The sequence below is a fragment of the Collimonas pratensis genome (genome assembly GCF_001584185.1).
Classification (GTDB): domain Bacteria; phylum Pseudomonadota; class Gammaproteobacteria; order Burkholderiales; family Burkholderiaceae_D; genus Collimonas; species Collimonas pratensis.
On the sequence record NZ_CP013234.1, the window covers coordinates 3,954,757 to 3,974,914 of the forward strand.

The 20,158-nt window shown below is 58.3% G+C and carries 19 protein-coding genes; 9 read left to right on the forward strand and 10 right to left on the reverse strand.

Translation table 11 applies throughout. From position 1 onward, the window contains the following. Positions 1-4 precede the first annotated feature (4 nt). The 10 genes from CPter91_RS17640 to tssJ form a co-directional block, all read right to left on the reverse strand. Complete coding sequence (locus CPter91_RS17640) at positions 5-1,198, reverse strand: DesA family fatty acid desaturase (RefSeq protein WP_061942463.1); 1,194 nt, start codon at positions 1,196-1,198, stop codon at positions 5-7. A gap of 134 nt (positions 1,199-1,332) precedes the next feature. After that, positions 1,333-2,703 (reverse strand): mechanosensitive ion channel family protein, encoded by a 1,371-nt coding sequence (locus tag CPter91_RS17645; protein WP_061942465.1) that lies wholly within the window; start codon positions 2,701-2,703, stop codon positions 1,333-1,335. Positions 2,704-2,820: 117 nt separating this feature from the next. Further along, on the reverse strand, positions 2,821-4,074 hold the full coding sequence (locus tag CPter91_RS17650) for an RsmB/NOP family class I SAM-dependent RNA methyltransferase (protein ID WP_061942467.1): 1,254 nt from the start codon (positions 4,072-4,074) through the stop codon (positions 2,821-2,823). A gap of 153 nt (positions 4,075-4,227) precedes the next feature. After that, a complete protein-coding gene (gene purN / locus CPter91_RS17655; RefSeq protein ID WP_061942469.1) occupies positions 4,228-4,851 on the reverse strand; it encodes a phosphoribosylglycinamide formyltransferase in 624 nt (207 codons plus the stop codon). Positions 4,852-4,899: 48 nt separating this feature from the next. Continuing rightward, positions 4,900-5,349: a barstar family protein gene (locus CPter91_RS26280; RefSeq protein WP_236905849.1), complete on the reverse strand. Its 450-nt coding sequence runs from the start codon at positions 5,347-5,349 to the stop codon at positions 4,900-4,902. Between the two features lie 9 nt (positions 5,350-5,358). Then, on the reverse strand, positions 5,359-5,721 hold the full coding sequence (locus CPter91_RS26285) for a ribonuclease (protein WP_061946369.1): 363 nt from the start codon (positions 5,719-5,721) through the stop codon (positions 5,359-5,361). 176 nt (positions 5,722-5,897) lie between these two features. Beyond that, positions 5,898-7,106 carry a patatin-like phospholipase family protein gene (locus tag CPter91_RS17670; RefSeq protein WP_061942473.1) on the reverse strand — a complete coding sequence of 403 codons (1,209 nt, stop codon included), beginning with the start codon at positions 7,104-7,106 and terminating at the stop codon, positions 5,898-5,900. 141 nt (positions 7,107-7,247) lie between these two features. Continuing rightward, complete coding sequence (icmH, locus tag CPter91_RS17675) at positions 7,248-8,033, reverse strand: type IVB secretion system protein IcmH/DotU (protein WP_061942475.1); 786 nt, start codon at positions 8,031-8,033, stop codon at positions 7,248-7,250. Next, complete coding sequence (tssK, locus tag CPter91_RS17680) at positions 8,030-9,376, reverse strand: type VI secretion system baseplate subunit TssK (protein ID WP_061942477.1); 1,347 nt, start codon at positions 9,374-9,376, stop codon at positions 8,030-8,032. The genes icmH and tssK overlap by 4 nt, the downstream gene beginning before the upstream one ends. Positions 9,377-9,461: 85 nt before the next feature. Next, on the reverse strand, positions 9,462-10,061 hold the full coding sequence (gene tssJ / locus CPter91_RS17685) for a type VI secretion system lipoprotein TssJ (RefSeq protein ID WP_061942479.1): 600 nt from the start codon (positions 10,059-10,061) through the stop codon (positions 9,462-9,464). A 271-nt stretch (positions 10,062-10,332) separates the two neighbouring features. Between tssJ and CPter91_RS17690 the strand changes: the two genes are divergently transcribed. The 9 genes from CPter91_RS17690 (at position 10,333) to CPter91_RS17730 (ending at position 20,070) form a co-directional block, all read left to right on the forward strand. After that, positions 10,333-10,920: a tetratricopeptide repeat protein gene (locus CPter91_RS17690; protein WP_061942481.1), complete on the forward strand. Its 588-nt coding sequence runs from the start codon at positions 10,333-10,335 to the stop codon at positions 10,918-10,920. A 69-nt stretch (positions 10,921-10,989) separates the two neighbouring features. Next, entirely contained in the window at positions 10,990-11,499 is a 510-nt protein-coding gene (tssB, locus tag CPter91_RS17695) for a type VI secretion system contractile sheath small subunit (RefSeq protein ID WP_061942483.1), read from the forward strand. Between the two features lies 1 nt (position 11,500). Beyond that, positions 11,501-12,988, forward strand: a complete 1,488-nt coding sequence (gene tssC, locus CPter91_RS17700; RefSeq protein WP_061942485.1) for a type VI secretion system contractile sheath large subunit — start codon at positions 11,501-11,503, stop codon at positions 12,986-12,988. Between the two features lie 24 nt (positions 12,989-13,012). Beyond that, positions 13,013-13,504, forward strand: coding sequence for an Hcp family type VI secretion system effector (locus CPter91_RS17705; protein WP_061942487.1), 492 nt, complete (start codon positions 13,013-13,015; stop codon positions 13,502-13,504). A 67-nt stretch (positions 13,505-13,571) separates the two neighbouring features. Then, positions 13,572-14,063: a type VI secretion system baseplate subunit TssE gene (gene tssE / locus CPter91_RS17710; protein WP_061942490.1), complete on the forward strand. Its 492-nt coding sequence runs from the start codon at positions 13,572-13,574 to the stop codon at positions 14,061-14,063. 3 nt (positions 14,064-14,066) lie between these two features. Next, a complete protein-coding gene (gene tssF / locus CPter91_RS17715; RefSeq protein ID WP_061942492.1) occupies positions 14,067-15,911 on the forward strand; it encodes a type VI secretion system baseplate subunit TssF in 1,845 nt (614 codons plus the stop codon). Next, a complete protein-coding gene (gene tssG, locus CPter91_RS17720) occupies positions 15,875-16,957 on the forward strand; it encodes a type VI secretion system baseplate subunit TssG (protein ID WP_061942494.1) in 1,083 nt (360 codons plus the stop codon). Before tssF ends, tssG begins: the two co-directional genes overlap by 37 nt. 24 nt (positions 16,958-16,981) lie before the next feature. Beyond that, a complete protein-coding gene (tssH, locus tag CPter91_RS17725) occupies positions 16,982-19,690 on the forward strand; it encodes a type VI secretion system ATPase TssH (RefSeq protein ID WP_061942495.1) in 2,709 nt (902 codons plus the stop codon). 14 nt (positions 19,691-19,704) lie between these two features. Beyond that, entirely contained in the window at positions 19,705-20,070 is a 366-nt protein-coding gene (locus CPter91_RS17730) for a hypothetical protein (protein WP_061942497.1), read from the forward strand. Positions 20,071-20,158 lie beyond the last annotated feature (88 nt).

Sequence of the window (20,158 nt, forward strand, 5' to 3'; positions counted from 1 at the left end):
CAGCTCAAGAGTAGCTACGCAGGCGCAGCGAGAAATCCTGCAGCGACTTGATGCCGGACGCTTCGGCACGTGCGCACCAGTCCTGCAATTGATGCAGCAACTGATCGCGCGTGAAATGCGAACGTTCCCAGATGGCGCCCAGCTCAACCCGCATTTCGTGCATGGTTTGCAATGCTTTGCTATGCAGGAACAGCTCCGTCAACTGCTGCTTTTGCGGCGCTTCCAGTTTGGTCGGTTCGCGCTGCAGCAATTTCTTCGAGGACTTCAGGAAAACCGCGCCCTGCTTGGCCTTGTCTGTCAGCTGACCGCGCTCTTCATGCCAGGCATTCTTCAACGACTTGGCGTACTTGGCCATGACGTCGTAACGGTTGGCGATCACCGATTGCAGGGTATCCAGGTCAGGTACCAGCTTGGCGTGGTTGAACTTCGGCGCCGGCGCAATCTTCTTGACCTTGGCCAGGCCGCAGATTTCCAGGATCCGGATATACATCCAGCCGATGTCGAACTCGTACCACTTCGACGACAGCTTGGCCGAGGTGCCGAATGTATGATGGTTGTTATGCAGCTCTTCGCCGCCGATGATGATGCCGAACGGAATGATGTTGGTGGCAGCGTCATTGCAATCGTAGTTGCGGTAGCCCCAGTAGTGGCCGATGCCGTTGATGATGCCGGCGGCGGTGATCGGGATCCAGACCATCTGCACTGCCCACACGCTCAGGCCGACCACGCCGAACAGCAGCAGGTCGATGAACAGCATGGCGACGATGCCGTAAGCGCTGTGCTTGGTATACAGGTTTCTTTCGATCCAGTCGTCCGGTGTGCCATGGCCGAATTTTTCCATGGTTTCCAGGTTCTTCGATTCAGCGCGGTACAGTTCGGCGCCTTCCCAGAACACTTTCTTGATGCCGCGGGTGACCGGGCTGTGCGGGTCCTCTTCGGTATCGCACTTGGCGTGGTGCTTGCGATGGATGGATGCCCACTCCTTGGTCACCATGCCAGTCGTCAGCCACAGCCAGAAACGGAAAAAATGACTCGGGATCGCGTGCAGATCCAGGGCACGGTGTGCCTGGCAACGATGCAGGTAGATAGTCACGGCGGCGATCGTAATGTGCGTCACGACCAGCGTGAACACGACCACCTGCCAGGCGCTAGCACCTGTTACGCCATTCGATAAGAAATCGAGAATTGCATTGAACACTATGTGTACTCCATGTGTAATGAATGATTACGCCACTGCTTGTTTTAATGTCTGATTTGCAGTGTGTTGCGGGTAAGTTGACGGGTAGTTACCGACCATTTACCCGAAATTCGACTGCAATTGTACCCTGAATATCAGCCGTTTTTAGGTTTTGGCGCTTCAACCGGGCGATCTAATTGCAAATCCTGTTGTGTATCTGAGTGAAAATTACTTTTATACAATTCATCCTCGTAGACCTTGATCTCACGTTTCACATGAGCAACTTTGATCTGCTGAGTCTGCAACACACGCCAAATGGCGCGGTTAACATCTGACAACACATTCAGGCGTCCGTTCTCTGGATCGGTGATCCAAAATCCGAGCTCTAGCTCTAGCCCATCCGGACCGATCTTCATCAGCAAGGCTTGCGGCAGCACTTCATGGGAGACGCGCTCCACCTCCAGCGCCGCCTGCTCCAGCATGGTCAATATGCTTTCGACATCATCCTGGTAGACGATCGTCACTTGCGTCGCCAGCCGCAGGATGCGGTTGGTCAGCGAGTAGTTCTGCACCGAATTGATCATGAAGATCTCGTTCGGGATCACCGTATCGATGCCGTCCAGGCCCTGCAGCACCGTGTAACGGCTATTGATCTGCACCACCTTGCCGTAGAAAGTACTGACGCCGACCATGTCGCCGATCGCCAGGCTGCGTTCCAATAAGATCACGAAGCCCGATACATAACTGCTGGCGATTTTCTGTAAACCAAGCCCCAGCGCCACACCAAGTGCGCCGCCGAACACCGACAGCACGGTCAGGTCGATGCCCACCAGCGACAGGCTAAGCAATATCGCGATCAGGATCAGGAACGCCCGCGCCATGCGCGCCACCACCGTGCGGATCGAGGAATGCATGGTGTTGACCCGCATCAAGCGCTCTTCGATGGTAGCGCCAGCCCACAGCGCGATCACCAGGGTCACCAGCACCGACACCAGCGCCTGGATGATCGCCAGCAGCGACACCTTGTAGCGGCCGATCGGCAGCACCGTGCTGTCGAGGTAATCGAACAGGTCCGGCCACCAGCCGGTGATGTACAGCAGCAGGCCGATCCAGACCAGCGCGCCGAAACTCTTTTCAAACAGCAGCAGGAACGTGCCGACGCCGCTGTTGCGCGCAAAAATCCGGCGCAAGACGTAAAACACGAAGCGCATCAGCGCCAGCGAAGCTACCAGCGGCACCATCAGGCGCAGGATATTCACCGGCTGGTGCCACTTCTGCAAAGCCAGCTTGACCAGCAACAGCAGCAGGAAAGTCAGGATCGGCGTCAGCACCTTGACGAAGCTCCCCAGGCCGATCTGCATCGCCGGCGGCTGCACGGCGCTGAGCGTGAAAGTGCGGCGCAGCAAGCGCGCCAGCACCCAACCCAAGGCGATGCAGAGCAACAGCAAACCGACTTGCAGCGCCAGTCCGGGCGCGGCCAGGTTGGTCAGCAAATCGTTGAGCAGGTCCGTGAAAATATCTGGCATGATTTTAGATACGACGTTGTTGCTGAGCGTCTCGGCGTTCTATAGTGCTGCGCACTGGGGCGAGCTTGAGACGGCTGTGCCGGGCGCGCTACGGCCCGGCGTTGCACACGATGCGAATTACTTGCGCACGAACACCGCGGCAAAGAAACCGTCGGTTTGATGCCGGTGCGGCAGCAGCTTGAGGTAGTCGCCCATTTCCAGGTCGATTTTCTGTTCGGCCAGCACGTCCTTCATGGGCAGCAGCGAGAAATCTTCATGGCTGGCCAGGAATTGCGCGGCAATCGCTTCGTTTTCCTCATCCAGCAGGCTGCAGGTGCCGTACACCAGGCGACCGCCGGATTTCACCAGCCGCGCCGCGCTCGACAGGATCGCGATCTGCTTGGCGTTCATCTCGACAATCGCTTCCGGCGTCTGGCGCCATTTAACGTCAGGATTACGGCGCAGGGTGCCGAGGCCGCTACACGGCGCATCGACCAGCACGCGGTCGATCTTGCCGGCCAGGCGCTTGACCTTGCCGTCGTTCTCATGCGCGATCAGGACCGGATGGATGTTGGACAGGCCGCTGCGCGCCATGCGCGGCTTCAGCTTCGCCAGGCGCTTTTCGGAAATGTCGAAAGCGTACAGGCGGCCGGTATTGCGCATGGTAGCGCCCAGGGCCAGCGTCTTGCCGCCGGCGCCGGCGCAGAAATCGACCACCATTTCGCCGCGCTTGGCGCCGACGATCTGCGCCAGCAGCTGGCTGCCTTCATCCTGCACTTCAATCGCGCCGCTCTTGAACAGCGGCAGGTTCTGCAGCGCCGGCTTCTTGATCACGCGCAAACCCAGCGGCGCATAAGGGGTCGGCTCGCACAGGATAGGCGCTTCCGCCAGCGCAGCGCTGACGTCTTCCCGGTTCGACTTGATCGTATTGACGCGCAGGTCGAGCGGCGCCGGCTGGTTCATGGCAAACGCCAGTTCCAGCGTGGCGGCTTCACCGTCGCGCGCAACCAGCTTGTCGAACAGCCATTGCGGCAAGTTGGAACGCATCAGCGCCGGCATCAGCGTGCGGTCGATTTCGCCGACGCGCGTCAGCCATTCAGTTTCTTCTTCCGACAAACCGCCCAACGAATCGACGCCAACCGCATCGGCCAGGCCCAGCAGCGTCATGCGGCGCATGGTCGGGCCGTTGCCCGATTCCGCAAAGCTGGTATAGATCGATTTGTTGCGCAGCAAGCCATACACCGCTTCAGCGACCACGCCGCGTTCGCGCGAACCCAGCTTCGGATGCTCGCGGAAATAGTGCGACAAGGTGCCGTCGGCCGGGCCGGTAAAACGTAAAATTTCGCGCAGGACTTCTTCGGTGTGACCGATGATCGCGGGAGGCAATCTCATAATGATTCTTTCTTTAAAATCTGTTTATCGTGCCGGCACGGCAAACGATGGTGAAGCGTAATTAACTAAATGGCGTAACTAAGTGGCGTAACTAAGTGGCGTAAATACGTGGCGCAAATAAGTGGCGCAGCCAAGAACGTGGCCAGGCCGGGGCTAGGCTGGCTGGACGCCGACACGTACCCGGCCGTCTTCGATCGCCAGGCGGTCTTCGACGAACCAGCGCACCGCGCGCGGGTAGAGCTGATGTTCTTCGACCAGCACGCGCTGCTCCAGCGACTGCTCGGTATCCCCTTCCAGCACCGGTACGGCAACCTGCGCCACGATCGGACCATGGTCCAGCGTCGGCGTGACGAAATGCACGGTCGCGCCATGCAGCTTGACGCCAGCCGCCAGCGCTTGCCGATGCGTCGCCATACCGGTAAAGCTCGGCAGCAGCGAAGGATGGACGTTCAGCATGCGGCCGGCATAATGTTCCACCAGCGGCGCCGTCAGGATGCGCATGAAACCGGCCAGCACCACCAGATCCGGCGCAAAGCTGTCAATCGCGACGCGTAAGGCGGCGTCGAACTGTTCACGATCAGGATAGTCTTTATTCGCTACCACCACCGTTGGAATTCCTTGGGCGGCAGCAAATTTCAAACCTTCGGCATCTGCGCGGTTGCTGATAACGGCAACGATGCGGGCAGGCCATTGTTCGGCTTGAGCGGCGCGGACGATGGCTTGCATATTGCTGCCACGCCCGGAAATCAGGATAACAATGCTTCTCATGGCGCGCATTGTACCCGTTGCAACGCGGTTTTTGAGTAAAACCAGCGGCAAATAGTGTTATTGGAATGAATAAAAGACGCGAAAGGCAACTTTCTTGTCTGCCCAGAAATCAGCGCTGTCGCGGAAGACGTCGAGCAGGGTTTCGCGCGCTTCCTTGTCGAATTTCTGGGTATTTGGCAGTTGTTCGATGACAACAATAAAACCGGGCTGCGGACCGGCCTTATGCGCCAGGTCGGTCAGGCAATCGGCTAAAGCGTCGAAATTCTTACCGAAATGCTTGGGAAAATGGAAGGCGTTGGCGATTTTGGCCAGGACTTGCTGTTTAGTGGTCGCTTCAGCGCAGTACGCATACAGGAAATGCTGCCCCAGGCGCTGAGCTTCCGCCTGCAGGTCGGTCACACGGAAGGCGCGGATAGACTGCACTACATTTGGCGGCACGGTTTTAAACAAGCTCATTTTTCCCTCAGCTAGAGCAATGATGGGTTGCTGTTGTGTTAGTTGGTTCACTCGTCTCAGTCACTCCTGGATGCGTCTGAAGGTTTGATAATGATTATCAGTGTAATAATATTCTCCGGAAGACTGCGGATTGCCTCCCGCAATGATCCGGCGCGCGCCCCGATTGCGGGCACGCGGCGTCTTTACCGTATATTCATGATAATAACCGCGCCGCTGCTTCGGCAATGCGCCTTCGTAATTGCCGAATATGGCGCCATCCTTGGCATAAGGAAACGGACCGCCCTGCTTGATCAGCACCAATGCCGTCTGTGCTTCCGGCGGCAACTGATCCAGCGCCACCATGTCTTGCGGCAAGGATTCACGGGCAAAAACCTGAAAAGACAGCAGCAAACCGAGCAGCAACAATATGCCGTTGCGCAACATTGCAGCAGCGAAGCCGGCATTTAGACCAGGGAAATGGCGCTCGGTTGCGTGGCTTTTCATAAATTTCATATTTTTGTATATGCGATACCGTAGGGTAACGTGTTGCTGAAAACGAATCAACCCGTATACTTGCGGCGCGAACAAGTGTTGCAATATTTGACAATATCGAACAACTCTTAGGCGGCGCGCTCCCCAACTGCGGTGACAGTGCTGGCGGCCGGCCCGAAAAATGCCGCCACCTCATCGCGCCGCGCCAAGGTATCTTTCTGGCCCATGCGGATCAGCTCGCGGGTATAGCCGGACTCGAACAGCAGGTAGGAGGCCAGCCCCCCGCCCTGCACGTCTTTGGCGCCAAGGCCGCCCAACAAGGTACGGATCGGCACTGGCAGGCTGCCGAAATGCTTGGTAGCGATATCGTCGATTTGTTCCGAAGGTGAAATGATCAGCATTTCCACCGGCTTCAGTGGCGTACGCTCACGCTGCTCCTCGGTCAGGAAGGAAAGTGTGTGATTGATGCGCTCCAGCCGTTCGATATCGACCGCCAGTCCGTCCAGGAAAATGCTGGACAGCGCATGGCTGGCGATCTGCGCCAGGCTCGGATAGCGGGCAAAGGTAGGAGAATCGGTCGGCGCTTCCTGGCGGCGGCCGGCGCCGACCACCATCACTTTGCTGGCGCCGAGATGAATCGCAGGAGAAATCGGCGCCAGCTGCCGCATCGAGCCGTCGCCGAAAAACTGGCGGCGGCCTTCGCAAAAGATCGGGATCGCCGGAAAGATGAAGGGAATCGCCGATGACGCCAGCAGATGACCGACGCCGATCTGGTCACGCACTGCGTGGCGCTGACTGCGGGTCCAGCCCTGGATCTCGATGGCGCTCTGGTAAAACGTAATATGCTGGCCACCGCTATATGAAGATGCCGTGATTGCCAGGGCATCCAGGCTGCCGTCGGCCAGCGCCTTGTCGAGCCGGTCGAGGTCCAGCAAGCGGTGCAGCAAGGTGATCAGAGGCGTATTGTCGAGCAGGGAATTGGGCGGATGGGCATGCCACTTGCGTAGCAGCCAGCCGAACGACAGCAGCGACAGCCAGCGCGCACCGGAACGCAGCACGCCCAGCGAGTCGGCGCGGTACACCTGCTCCACCGTGAAGTGCTCCCAGACATCCTTCAGCTTTTGCACACCGAGGCCGAAGTTGTCGACCCGGCAAGCCAGCGCCGTCGCGTTGATCGCGCCGGCAGAAGTGCCGCAGATGATGTTGAAAGGATTCTGCTCCGGCGCCCAGCCATGCTCGCGCAAGATCGACGCTACCGCGTCCATCACGCCGATCTGGTAAGCAGCGCGGGCGCCGCCGCCGGTGAGGATGAGGCCGGTTTTTTGTTTTGTCTCCATGAGACAGAAGATTACCAGCAGAAATGTATTACTGCTCTATCCAATTGAGGCCCGGCGCATGCCTGGCACGCGAACCGGAAAACAGAATCTCTTCTGTTTGTGCAAGCGCCCAAGCATCCGACATGAAAAGCCCAGCAAGCGTCAAGGCAAGGTAATGGTCAGGTTCGCCGCCCGCGGCGCCAGTTTGACGATATCGCTGTAGCCGGCGATGCTGGACGCGGTGGCACGCGACAGCATGGTGTTCAGACCGAAATAGCCACCCAGTCCGATCAGCGCAAACACCGAGCACAGAGCCCACAGCGGCACTTCGTTGCGCAGCTTGTGGCTGATCTGGTCGGGCCGCTCCCAGTGCGGCGCGAAGCCGGCGCTCTTGCCTTTCATGCGGGCGATTTCGTCGCCCAGGCGTGCGGTCAGGTAGTTCAGTTTTTCCGGGCCTTCGATGATGTACTTGCCCTGGAAACCGAGCAGCAGGCACATATGGAAAACTTCCAGCGCCTGCAGGTGCAATGCGCCTTTGGCGCGCAGGTCTTCCAGGCGCGTGAAGAAGTGTTCGCCGGCCAACTGGTCGCCGAACAGGATCAGCTGCAGCGGCCGCCGCGCCCACGATTCGCGGATATTGAATTGCGAATGCAGGATGTTTTCATCGACCGCCGCGCAAAACGCATATTTGGCCGCGTGCACGTCTTCCGGCGAGACATCCAGCTTCTTGGCGCGGCGTTCAAAGTCACTCAGGAAGCGCTGCATCTTCGCCGTGAAGCCGGCTTCGTCGACCGGCGAACAACGGTTCTTCAGCAGGAACAAGGCGTAGAACCCGTCGTACATCAGGTCCAGCAGCGAATTGGCTGAACTGCTGCTGTCGGGCGCGGCATATTGGCCTTGGCCGGAAGCCATGTCGCCAAGCAAGGATGGGGCTGAAGTTCTGTTCATGATGTAACCGCTAAGAGCTCAAGTTTAAGGTCGTTGATGCCGGATGGTACATAGATCGAAATCGATTGCGCCTGCAGCATGCGGTCGTACAGGGCGCCCTTGTTTTCCAGCGCAAAGTAATAGGTGTCCGGCCGCACTGGCAGCGCCGCCGGGACTTGCGGCGAATGCGACAGTTTGACGCCAGGCATCGCCGACAGCACGAATTTATCGACGTCGTCAGGTGCGCCTATCTTGAAACGCAGCGGCACGATGTCGACCAGTTCAATGGCCGGCATGCTGGCGTTGACCGCCAGGTAGAACGCGGTCTTGTCGTCGATCTTGCCGGAATCGAGCATGCCGTGATGGTGCGACGGCTTGTTTTCGGACAGCGCGATGGAGAAATAGCGCGACGAAATCACAGTGTCCAGCAGCTCGCGGATGATGGTGTCGAGCTTGGCGAAACAAGGACCCGGATCCTGGTGCTGGTAGACCGGCAGGTCGGACAGCGCGTAGCTCTTCGAGAACGTCATCAGCGCGCCGGCCAGGCTCAGCAGCTGCTCGTACAGGCGTTCCGGATGAAATGCCGGATTATGGAAATAATGCGTCAGCGAAGCAAACGCCGAACTGGCGGTATGCAGCAGCCAGAATGACGAAATATCGCCGGAGCGGAATTCGATCACGTTCTTGCTGGGTTCGCGATGATGGCCGTACAAGGCGCTGACCTTGGCCTGCAGCGCATCCATCAGGCGCCGCAGCTGTATATAGAGAGCTGGCGCACTGCGGATGGTCAGGCTGGGCGCCACGAAAGTCGGGTCCGGCTCGAAGCCGCCGGTGGAGATGCGGCGCAGCTTGATCAGCGGGAAACTGATGAGGGAGTCGCGCGGCTCCATCTCCGGCACCAGCCGCACCGATTTCTTCAGATAGGTCAGTTCGGCTTCCGCCGCTTGCGTGAACAGATCGGCCGTGGCGGCGTTGTTCTGCGCATAGCGAGTGGCATTGCTGGTCTGGCCGAGCGGCGAGAAATTACCGCCGAAACCTTTCATGTATGGCAGCGCAGCGTAATAGGTAATGGTCTGCTGCGCGTGCGGAATGTTAGTCAGGTCGACCACTTCCGGCAGGTCATCCGCTTCAGGCGCCTTGTAGATTTCACCGTCTTGGAAAATCAGCGACAGTTCAGACAGCCGCAAGGTGTTGTTGGCCAGCGCATCGCGATCCAGCTGCACCGACAGCACTCCCCACGCATACGGATGCAAGGCGTTGGTGGTTTCATGCAGGCGATTCTCATGATACCGGTCCTGCTGCTGGAAATGCTGGGGCCGCAGGAACAAGCCCTCGCCCCATAAGATTTTCGATGTTCGATTCACGTATTTGACTCACATGTAAATTTGTTCAAACCATCATCATGCAGTTGCCGGCAAAGCGCTAGTGTACAAAGTACAAAGCACTATGCTAACCGCATGGGGCCGGGGTTAAAAACTTGCTGGCGCCAACGTCTTCCGCTACCGTAATGCCAGTGCCGACCGTCAATGCGCATGCATGCACACCCAGGGTTATACCGGATTTCTCAGCCTGTTCCGCCGGAAACGTCAGTTTCCAGCGCTGCGCCGCCGGTTTCCGGAACAAGGCGACGATGCCGATGAAACCGGCCTCTCGGCTAACTTTTTCGCTGACTTCATAGCGTTGTCCAGGCACCAGAGTGATTTCCTTAACTTCGATCAAATCTGCCCCTAGCACATCCTTTTCTTTCTGCGGGTTAGTAAATGTATCGTAAGTTGCCTGTTGGAATGCACCATTTTGTCTTAACTTATATACTCTGGCTACCAGAGCAAGCGGCGCGCCGCCGCTGTCGGCGTTCAGATTGGTGCCGGCGTGCAGCTTGATGGCGATGGTTCTGGGGGGCTTTTGGGCGTCAGGGATTTCAGGTTTGGTGATGCCGGACATCTGCAATACCGAGCTGGCAATCGAGCCGACCGCCGAGACGGCGCCGGCGGCGCAGCCGGCCAGGCTTAGTACCGCGGCCAGCGAGGCCAAGAGATAAAGTGGTCGCATTAACATTAATGATCGTCTTTAATTTGGGTTGCAAAAATGCTGGATAGATAATACTGTCTGGATTAATATTTTGTTACTATTTTTGTACAAAACAACAACGCCACACAAGTTGCTGCCTAGACATATAGTATGGGTCTGGACTAAACTTGTTGCAATGGTGTAACCAAAGTTAACAAATTTTGATGTAGATTGGCAATATGATATCTGCATCCGCCAGGTTTTGTTAAGATTTGGGCTATTTAAAAGTTGCCACATAGAAAGCGAGTTTAAGATGAGTCAATGGAAGAGTAAATTTATCTACGGCATGGCATTGACATGTCTCGTAAGCGCCTGCGCAACCACCCCGCCGCCGGCAGTAGACCCGGCTGCCAAGCTGGACGCCATCGTGGCGGAAGCAGACGCCGCCCAGAAAGCCGGTCAGACCGACAAGGCCGTCAAATTGCTGAAAGACGCGACCAGCGCATTTCCGGCAGACAAAGGCCCATGGATACGCCTGGCGCAAATCCGCTTCGATGCAGAAAATTATGGCGATGCCATTTCCTATGCGCTGGAAGGCTTGAACCGCGATCCGAAAGACAAGGTCGCCAACAGTATCGTCGCCGTGGGCGGCCTGAGATTATCGACCAAGGCCCTGAACGATCTGCGCACACAAAACGATTTGAACGGCAATGTCCGTAACGAAGCACAAGGCTTGGCGAAGATCCTGCGCGAAAGCCTGGGCGAAACAGTGCTGGTGCCGGCCCGTCCCAAGGCTGTAGTGCGCCCTGCCGTTCCCAAGAAGGGTGCCGTGGCGGCGAAACCTGGCACCACGCCTGAACCTAGCGGCGACGGCGCCAATCCATTCGGATCGTTGCAGTAACTTAAATGAATCCCGATCCCGCGCGGCGGGACCGGGGCTTGATTATTCGGTAAGCATCAGCGGGGTTTTATGGCCAAAAAAGAGAGTACTCAAAAACGTTTGCAGAAAGTCCGTCCACCACGGGTGCAAATGACTTACGACGTTGAAATCGGCGACGCCATCGAACAAAAGGAACTGCCTTTCGTGATGGGCGTGGTTGGCGACTTCAGCGGCAAATCGGATGTGGCCCAGGCCAAGCTGAAGGACCGCAAGTTCGTCAACATCGACAACGACAACTTCGATGAAGTCATGAAGGGCGTCGAACCGAAAGCCACCTTCCGCGTACCGAATCATCTGACTGATGCCGGCGGCGAATTCGGCGTCGAGCTAAAGTTCAAGTCTATCGACGATTTCCGTCCGGAAGCCGTAGTGCAGCAGATCGAACCGCTCAAACAGTTGCTGGAAGCCCGCACCAAGCTGGCGGATCTGCGCAACAAGCTGGCCGGCAACGACAAGCTGGAAGACATCCTGAACGATGTGCTGAACAGTACCGAGAAGCTGGCGGCGTTGAGCAAGCAAACCAAAAAGCAAGGAGACTGAGATGTCCTTTCAGCATAACTCTGCGGCGGCAGCCAGCCCGGCGGCAGAAGAATCCGGTCTGCTCGACCAGATCGTAGAACAGAGCAAAGTCGCCAAGTCCGGCGCCGAACACGACCGCGCCAAAGACATCATTTCGGAACTGGTCAACCAGGTCATGCAAGGCACCGTGGTGGTGTCGGCCAATCTGTCGGCAACCATCGACGCCCGCGTGGCGGAACTGGACCGGCTGATTTCAGCCCAGGTCAGCGCCGTGATCCATGCGCCTGAATTCCAGAAACTGGAAAGCAGCTGGACCGGCTTGCACTATCTGGTGTTCAACTCGACCACTGGCCAGAACATCAAGATCAAGGTCTTGAACGCCACCAAGCGCGAACTGGTAAAAGACTTCCAGGCTGCCCTGGATTTCGACCAGAGCGCCATTTTCAAGAAGGTCTACGAAGAAGAATTCGGCACCTTCGGCGGTTCGCCGTTCGGCGCCCTGCTGGGCGATTTTGAAATCACCCGGCAACCGGAAGACATGTATTTCGTCGAGCAGATGTCGCACATCGCCGCCTCTGCCCATGCGCCGTTCATCAGCGCCGCATCGCCGGAACTGTTCGGTCTGGAAACCTACAGCGAACTCGGCAAGCCGCGCGACCTGGCCAAGGTCTTCGAGACTGTCGAGTACGCAAAATGGAAGTCTTTCCGCGAGTCGGAAGATTCCCGTTATGTCGGCCTGACACTGCCGCGCTTCCTGGGCCGCTTACCGTTCAATCCAAAAGACGGCCAGACAGTCGAAGGCTTCAACTTCGTAGAAGACGTCGACGGCACCGACCACTCCAAATACCTGTGGTGCAACGCGGCTTATGCTTTCGGCACCAAGCTGACCAAGGCATTTGAAGATTTCGGCTGGTGCGCGGCGATCCGCGGCGTCGAAGGCGGCGGCCTGGTGGAAGACTTGCCGACCCATACCTTCAAGACAGATGAAGGCGAAGTCGCGCTCAAGTGCCCGACCGAGATCGCCATCACTGACCGCCGTGAAAAGGAACTGAGCGACCTCGGTTTCATCTCGCTGGTGCATTGCAAAAACACCGACTATGCCGCCTTCTTTGGCGCGCAGTCGGCGCAGAAAGCCAAGAAATACAATACCGATTCAGCCAATGCGAACTCGGTGCTGTCAGCCCAGCTGCAGTACATTTTCGCGGTATCGCGTATTGCGCATTACATGAAATCGATGATGCGCGACAAGATCGGCAGCTTTGCTTCGGCAGGCAACGTGGAAGATTTCCTCAATCGTTGGCTGACCCAGTATGTGCTGCTTGATGACAATGCCAGCCAGGAGCAAAAGGCGCAGTTTCCTTTGCGCGAAGCCTCAGTGCAGGTATCTGAAGTACCAGGACGTCCCGGCGTCTATCGCGCAGTGTCTTTCCTGCGTCCGCACTTCCAGCTTGACGAACTTTCAGTATCACTCCGCTTGGTCGCAGAATTACCGGCGTCAACCAAGTCTTAACTTAATTGAATAAGGGGAATCACCATGGCAATTGACGTATATCTGCAAATTAGCGGCATCAAGGGCGAATCGACCGACAGCGCGCATAAAGACTGGATCGAATGCAAATCGGTACAGTGGGAAGTATTGCAGCCAAAGTCGGCTACCGCATCGACCGGCGGCGGTCACACAGCCGAGCGTTGCGAGCACAAGGATATCGTGCTCACCAAGATCGCCGATCTGGCCACGCCGCTGCTGTTGCAAAACTGCTCTTCGGGCAAGACCATCGACAGCGCCAAGTTCGAGTTCCTGCGCGCTGACGGCAAGGGCGACCGCATCAAATATTTTGAAATCGAACTGTCGAACGTACTGATCTCCGACGTCACTCCTTCGGTCCAGGAAGGCGACGTCCTGAGCGAAAGCGTCAGCCTGAAATACTCCAAGGTCAAATGGAAGTACACCCAGCAAAAAATCGGTGGCGGCTCGGGCGGCAACACTTCCGGCGGCTGGGATCTGTCTGTCAATAAAGTCGTGTAATTTTTTTTGCATCAGCAATGAGAGCCGCGGCATGCTGCGGCTCTTTTTTTCTCTTGAATGGTATGCGATGAAAGGTTTCACGCCAGGATTGTTTGACAGGTTGATGGGCGGCGACAGCACGCCTGCGCAATCCGATCTGGTGGTGCGGCTGTCCATGGATTCCCTGAAAGACTCGGTTGCCCGCGACTTGGAAGCCATGCTGAATACGCGCACCGTGATTCCCGAAGAAATACTGAAGAATTTCCCCGAATGCAGCAAGTCGATACTGACCTACGGCTTGAACGATTTTTCCGGCATGAGCCTGGCCAGCGTGGATGACCGCGCATATATCTGCGAGTGCCTGGAGCAAGGCATTGCGCGCCACGAGCCGCGCCTGAGGAATGTGCGCGCTTCGCTCGAACTGCGCGAAGGCTCCATCAACCGCCTGAATTTCGCGATCGCGGCCATGCTGGTGGTAGGACCAGCCAAGGAAGCCGTGAGCTTCGACGCCGTGCTGCAGCCATCGACCTTGCAATACTCAATCAGCAAAGCACGCCGCGCCGTGCGCATGGACGGTTAAAACGTGGACGAATTACTTCCCTATTATGAGCGCGAGCTCGGTTTCCTGAGGCGCTATTCGCGCGAGTTTTCCGAGCGCTATCCGAAGATTGCCGGACGCCTGCTGATGTCCGGCGAGGTGTCCGAAGATCCGCACATCGAGCGCATGATCCAGTCCTTCGCGCTGATCAATGCCCGAACCTCGAAGCGGCTGGACGACGACTATCCCGAATTCACCGAAGCCCTGTTCGAGGTGCTTTACCCGCATTACCTGCGTCCGTTTCCATCCTGCTCGATCGCGCGCATGGACTACGCCGCCGCTGCAGCGCAGCTGACCATGGCCATGCCGGTGCCGCGCGGCACCGAACTGACCACGCGCCAGGTCAAGGGCGTGGCCTGCAAATTCAAGACCTGCTACGACGTCACGGTGGCGCCGGTGCGGTTGTCGCATGCGATCTTCGATCCCATCATCGAACCGCCGGATGCCGTACTGTTGCCGCCGGCGGCCAGCTCGCGCATCGGCATCACTTTCGAAAGCGTAGCCGAGCAAGCAGGTTTTGACGACCTCGGCGTCACCAGCCTGCGCGTGTTCATCGACGGCGAACCATCATTTTGCGCGGCGCTGCGCGATACGCTCTTCATGCGCACCGTGCGCGCCTACGTGGAAGTCGGCAAGAGCGGAAGATGGCTTGCCGTCAGCAAGATTCCGGTGACGCCGGTCGGCTTTGACGAAGATGAATCGCTGATCGATTTCCCGGCGCGCTCGCATCCCGCCTACCGGCTGCTGACCGAATACTTCTCTTATCCTGAGAAATTCAATTTCTTTGATGTCAATGTCGCCGACATCACCAAGCTGCTGCCGCCAGGCTGCAAGAATTTCACCCTGCACCTGGTGCTGTCGGGACTGCGCGCCGACTCCAACACCGCCCGCATGCTAGGCACTATGTCGACCAACAACCTGCTGCTGGGCTGCACGCCGGTCATCAATCTGTTCAAGCAGCGCGGCGACCCGATCCGCTTGACCCACACTAGCGCCTATTACCCGGTGGTCGGCGATTCACGCCGCGCCTATGCATATGAAGTGCATTCCATCGATTCGGTGCAACTGGTGCGGCAAACGCCGGAAGGCGAATCGATTACAGAATTCCGGCCCTTCTATTCACTGCGCCATGGCGAAAGTGCCGACAAGGCAGGCCACTACTGGGCCATGCGGCGCGACGAAATGGTGGCGGCGCGCAGCCCTGGCTACGAAACCGAGATTTCCATCGTCGACATCGACTTTGATCCGGCCGCCATAGAAACCGATACCCTGAGCATCGAGCTGACTTGCTGCAACCGCAACCTGCCCTCTTCGCTGTCCTACGGCCTGGAGGGCGGCGACCTGTTCCTGGAAGGCGGCTCGCTGGTGAACGAGATCAGTTTCCTGCGCAAGCCGTCCGAGCCCTGCCGTTTCGAACGTGGCCGCGGCGCCCACTGGCGCCTGATTTCGCATCTGGCGCTGAACCATCTGTCGCTGGCCAAGGGCGGCCTGGAAGCACTGCAGGAAACCCTCAGCCTGTACGACCTGCCGCGCTCAGCCATCTCGCAGCGCCAGATCGGCAGCGTGGTCGGCATCGATCACAAAGCCGCGACCGCTTGGCTGCCGGGCAATCCGTTCGCCTCGCTGGTGCGCGGCATCGAAATCAGGGTGACGCTGGACGAAGAAGGTTTTGTAGGGAGCGGCATCCACGTGTTTGCCAACATCCTGGACCGCTTCCTCGGCCTGTATGTGCATGCCAACAGCTTTACGCAATTGGTGATAGCTTCAAAACGAACAGGTGAGGAGATACTGCGATGCTTACCGCGCAGCGGAGATTCGAACCTAGTGTAATCCAGCGCCTGCTCGACAAGCCGCATCGTTTCCAGTTTTTCCAGGCAGTGATGATGCTGGAGCTGTGGCTGAAACAGAATGGCGTCCCGCATGAAGAGGCCGTCAGCGATTTCCTGCGTTTCCAGAACACGGTGTCGCTGAACTTCCCGCCCAGCGAGATTGAAGCGCTGCAGGTAACCCCCAAGCTGACCCAGCATACGGTGGAAGAACTGCTGGAAGCCTTGCAGAGTAACCGGCTCGACAACATTGCGCTGACGCCGGCGTTTATCGGTTTTTTAGGTAGCAACGGTACGCTTCCCAGCCATTATTCGGAACGGATTGCCGCGCACCAGCTGTATGAAAAAGATCACGGCCCGCGCGCCTTCCTCGATGTCTTTTCGAATCGCGGCGTGGCGCTGTTCTTCAAGGCCTGGCGCAAGTACCGGCTGGAGTTCAAATACCAGATCGACGGCAAGGACAGCTTCCTGCCGTTGCTGATGGCGCTCGCAGGCCTCGGTCACCGCACCTTGCGCGACCGCATGTCGGATGACGGCGAAGGCCTGCTGGACGAATCGATCGGCCACTTTGCCGCCGCCATCCGGCACCGGCCGCCGTCGGCCGCCTACATGCAGCGGGTGCTTTGCGAATATTTTGCGGTGCCGATCGCCATCGAGCAGTTTGTCGGCCACTGGTACAACGTGCCGGTCGACCAGCAAACTGTGCTGGGCGCCACCAACGCCACGCTGGGCAGCGTTGCCATGGTCGGCGAGCGGGTCTGGCAGCGCGACTTGCGCATGCGCCTGAAGATAGGGCCGCTGCGGCGCAAGAATTTTGAGAGTTTTTTGCCGGGCGGCTCGGCTGCCCTCGGCCTGCAAAAAATACTGGCGATGTTTACCAGCGTTTTCCTGGAGTATGAAGTACAGCTGATCCTGCGCGCGGACGAGGTACGCAGCGTCACCTTGAACTCCGACCGCGAAGGCGGCCAACTGGGCTGGGACACCTTTGTCACCAGCCGCCCTGAACAGCACGACCGCACCGATGTTTGTTACGAAATTCACTCACTTTGACCATGCATGGATGGGAAGGCTTCAATGAGCATTAATCTCAAAACCTTAATCAGCAAACTGAACGACACCTCGCGCCTGGCGGCGGAACGTGCGGCAAACATCTGCGTCGGCCGCGGCCAGTATGAAGTGGATATCGAACACCTGTTCCTGGCCCTGCTGGAACAGCCGAAGAGCGACTTTGCCGTGATCGCGCGCAAATCCGGCATCAGCATCGCGGCGCTGGAAAGCGACCTGCAGCACGAGATCGACCGCTTCAAGAACGGCAATGCGCGCACCCCGGTATTTTCCCCGCACCTGCCCAAGCTGTTTGAACACGCCTGGCTGATCGCCTCGCTGGACAACCAGTCGGGACGCATCCGCAGCGGCCACCTGCTGCTGGCGCTGCTGACCGAGCCGGATCTGGTGCAACTGGCGTACCGCGGCTCCAAGCTGTTCATCAAGTTCAAGCTGGACGATCTCAAGCATGACCTCGAAAAACTGACTGAAGGCTCGCAGGAAAGCGCGGCCGTCAATGGCGGCGGCACCGCGGCAACAGAAGACGAAGGCGGCGATCCCGTGCAGGATCTGACCAACAAGGGCGAAACCTCGAAAACGCCGTCGCTGGACAAGTTCACCACCAACCTGACGCAGCGCGCGCGCGAAGGCAAGGTCGATCCAGTGATCGGCCGCGATACCGAAATCCGCCAGACCATCGACATCCTGATGCGGCGCCGGCAAAACAATCCGATCCTGACCGGCGAGGCCGGCGTCGGCAAAACCGCCGTGGTGGAAGGCCTGGCGCTGCGCATCGCGCAAAAAGACGTGCCCGACGTGCTGCAAGGCGTCGAGGTGCACACTCTCGACATGGGCCTGCTGCAAGCCGGTGCCAGCGTCAAAGGCGAATTTGAAAACCGCCTGAAAAGCGTGATCGACGAAGTCAAGAAAAGCTCGCACGCCATCATCCTGTTCATCGACGAAGCCCACACCATGATCGGCGCCGGCGGCCAGGCTGGGCAGAACGACGCCGCTAACCTGCTGAAACCGGCGCTGGCGCGCGGCGAGCTGCGCACCATCGCCGCCACCACCTGGAGCGAGTACAAGAAATACTTCGAGAAAGACGCCGCCCTGGCGCGTCGCTTCCAAGTCGTCAAAGTCGAAGAGCCGAGCGAGGAGCTGGCTTGCGCCATGCTGCGCGGCATGGCGCCGCTGATGGAAAAACACTTCGGCGTGCGCGTCTTCGACGAAGCCATTACCGAAGCGGTACGGCTGTCGCACCGCTACATCAGCGGCCGCCAGCTGCCGGACAAAGCCATCAGCGTGCTCGACACCGCCTGCGCCAAGGTCGCGCTGGGCCAGAATGCAACGCCGGCCCTGATCGAGAACATCGTCAAGAAACTGGATCGCCTCGTGGCGGAGCTGAACTCGCTGGAACGCGAATCGAACGCCGGCGGCAAGCATGCCGAGCGCCTGAAGGAATTGCGCGAACTGCAGAGCACCTTGAATGCGGAACTGGCAATCCACCGCGAACGCTGGGAAAAGGAAAAAGCCCTGACCGACCGCATCAAGACTGCGCGCACCGACCTGGAAGCAATACCTGCGGCTGAACAAACCCCGACAGAGGATGCCGCCAAACCATCCAAGAAGGCCGCCGCCAAGGACAGCAAGGAAAGCCAGGAACTGGCGAAACTGATCGAGGAATTGAAAACGCTGCAAGGCGAAACGCCGATGGTGCCGGTGCAGGTCGACGGCCTGGTGGTGGCGGAAATCGTCGCCAGCTGGACCGGCATCCCGCTCGGCAAGATGGTCAAGGATGAAATCAAGACCGTGATCAACCTCGGCTCGCTGCTGCATGAGCGCGTGCTGGGCCAGCCGCATGCGATCGAAGCGGTGGCGCAGCGTGTGCGCACCTCGCGCGCCAACCTCGATGATCCGAACAAACCCAAGGGCGTATTCCTGTTCGTCGGTCCGTCCGGCGTCGGCAAGACCGAAACCGCGCTGGCGCTGGCCGACGTGCTGTACGGCGGCGAGCGCAAGCTGGTCACCATCAACATGAGCGAATACCAGGAAGCGCACAGCGTCTCCGGCCTGAAAGGCTCGCCGCCGGGCTATGTCGGCTACGGCGAAGGCGGCGTCCTGACCGAAGCGGTAAGGCGCAATCCGTACAGCGTGGTGCTGCTCGACGAGGTGGAGAAAGCCCACCCGGACGTGCTCGAACTGTTCTTCCAGGTCTTCGACAAAGGCGTGCTGGACGACGCCGAAGGCCGCGAGATCGACTTCAAGAACACGATCATCATCCTGACCAGCAATGTCGCCTCCAGCCTGATCATGCAAAGCTGCCTGAACAAGGCCGCGGCGGAACTTCCGAGCACCGACGACCTCGAACAAGCGATCCGGCCGCAGCTGGTGAAAGCCTTCAAGCCGGCCTTCCTCGGCCGCCTCAAGGTGATCCCCTACTACCCGATCTCGGACGATGTGTTGGTGGAAATCATCAACCTCAAGCTGGGACGCATCCAGAAACGCATCGCCATCAACCACAAGGCCGAATTCAGCTACGACGAGCCGCTGGTGGAAGCGGTACTGGCGCGCTGCACAGAGGTCGATTCCGGCGCCCGCAACGTCGACAATATCCTCAACGGCACGCTGTTGCCGGAAATTGCCGAGACCGTGTTGGCCAGGATGGCTGAAGGCGGCAGCATCGCCAAGATCAAGGTCACTGCCAACAAGCAGGGGCAATTCAAGTACGCGATTAAATAGAACCAGGAGAAATCATGGATGCAGCAGTCAAACAGCAAATTCTGAAGCAATGCTACTCGAAGCGCTTCGACGAGAAATACAGCCGCAAGCACCAGTACCAGGACAAGGCCACCGACGTGCGCAACTACGTCAAGCTGACGCCGGCGGATATCGTCGACTTGCTGGATACAGCCTCGGCTGCCGCCCGCGCGCCTGCGCGCCGGCTGCTGCAGCTGATGCAGGGACGGCCTTGGCTGCCTTCAGCGACAGCGCATGAGGGCGGGACTGGGGATCAGCGTGGGGTGGATAATAATTTGCACATTACGCTGAAGGTGGGGAATGCGAGCTTTCACTTACGGTGCAAGGAACAGCCTGGGTTGCATATTATTCAGATCACCTGATAGCCGCAGCAACATATATATATACAGGACCGGTTCCAACGACATCATACGCTGGCCAATGTCTACACCGGTCCGAAATCACATGATT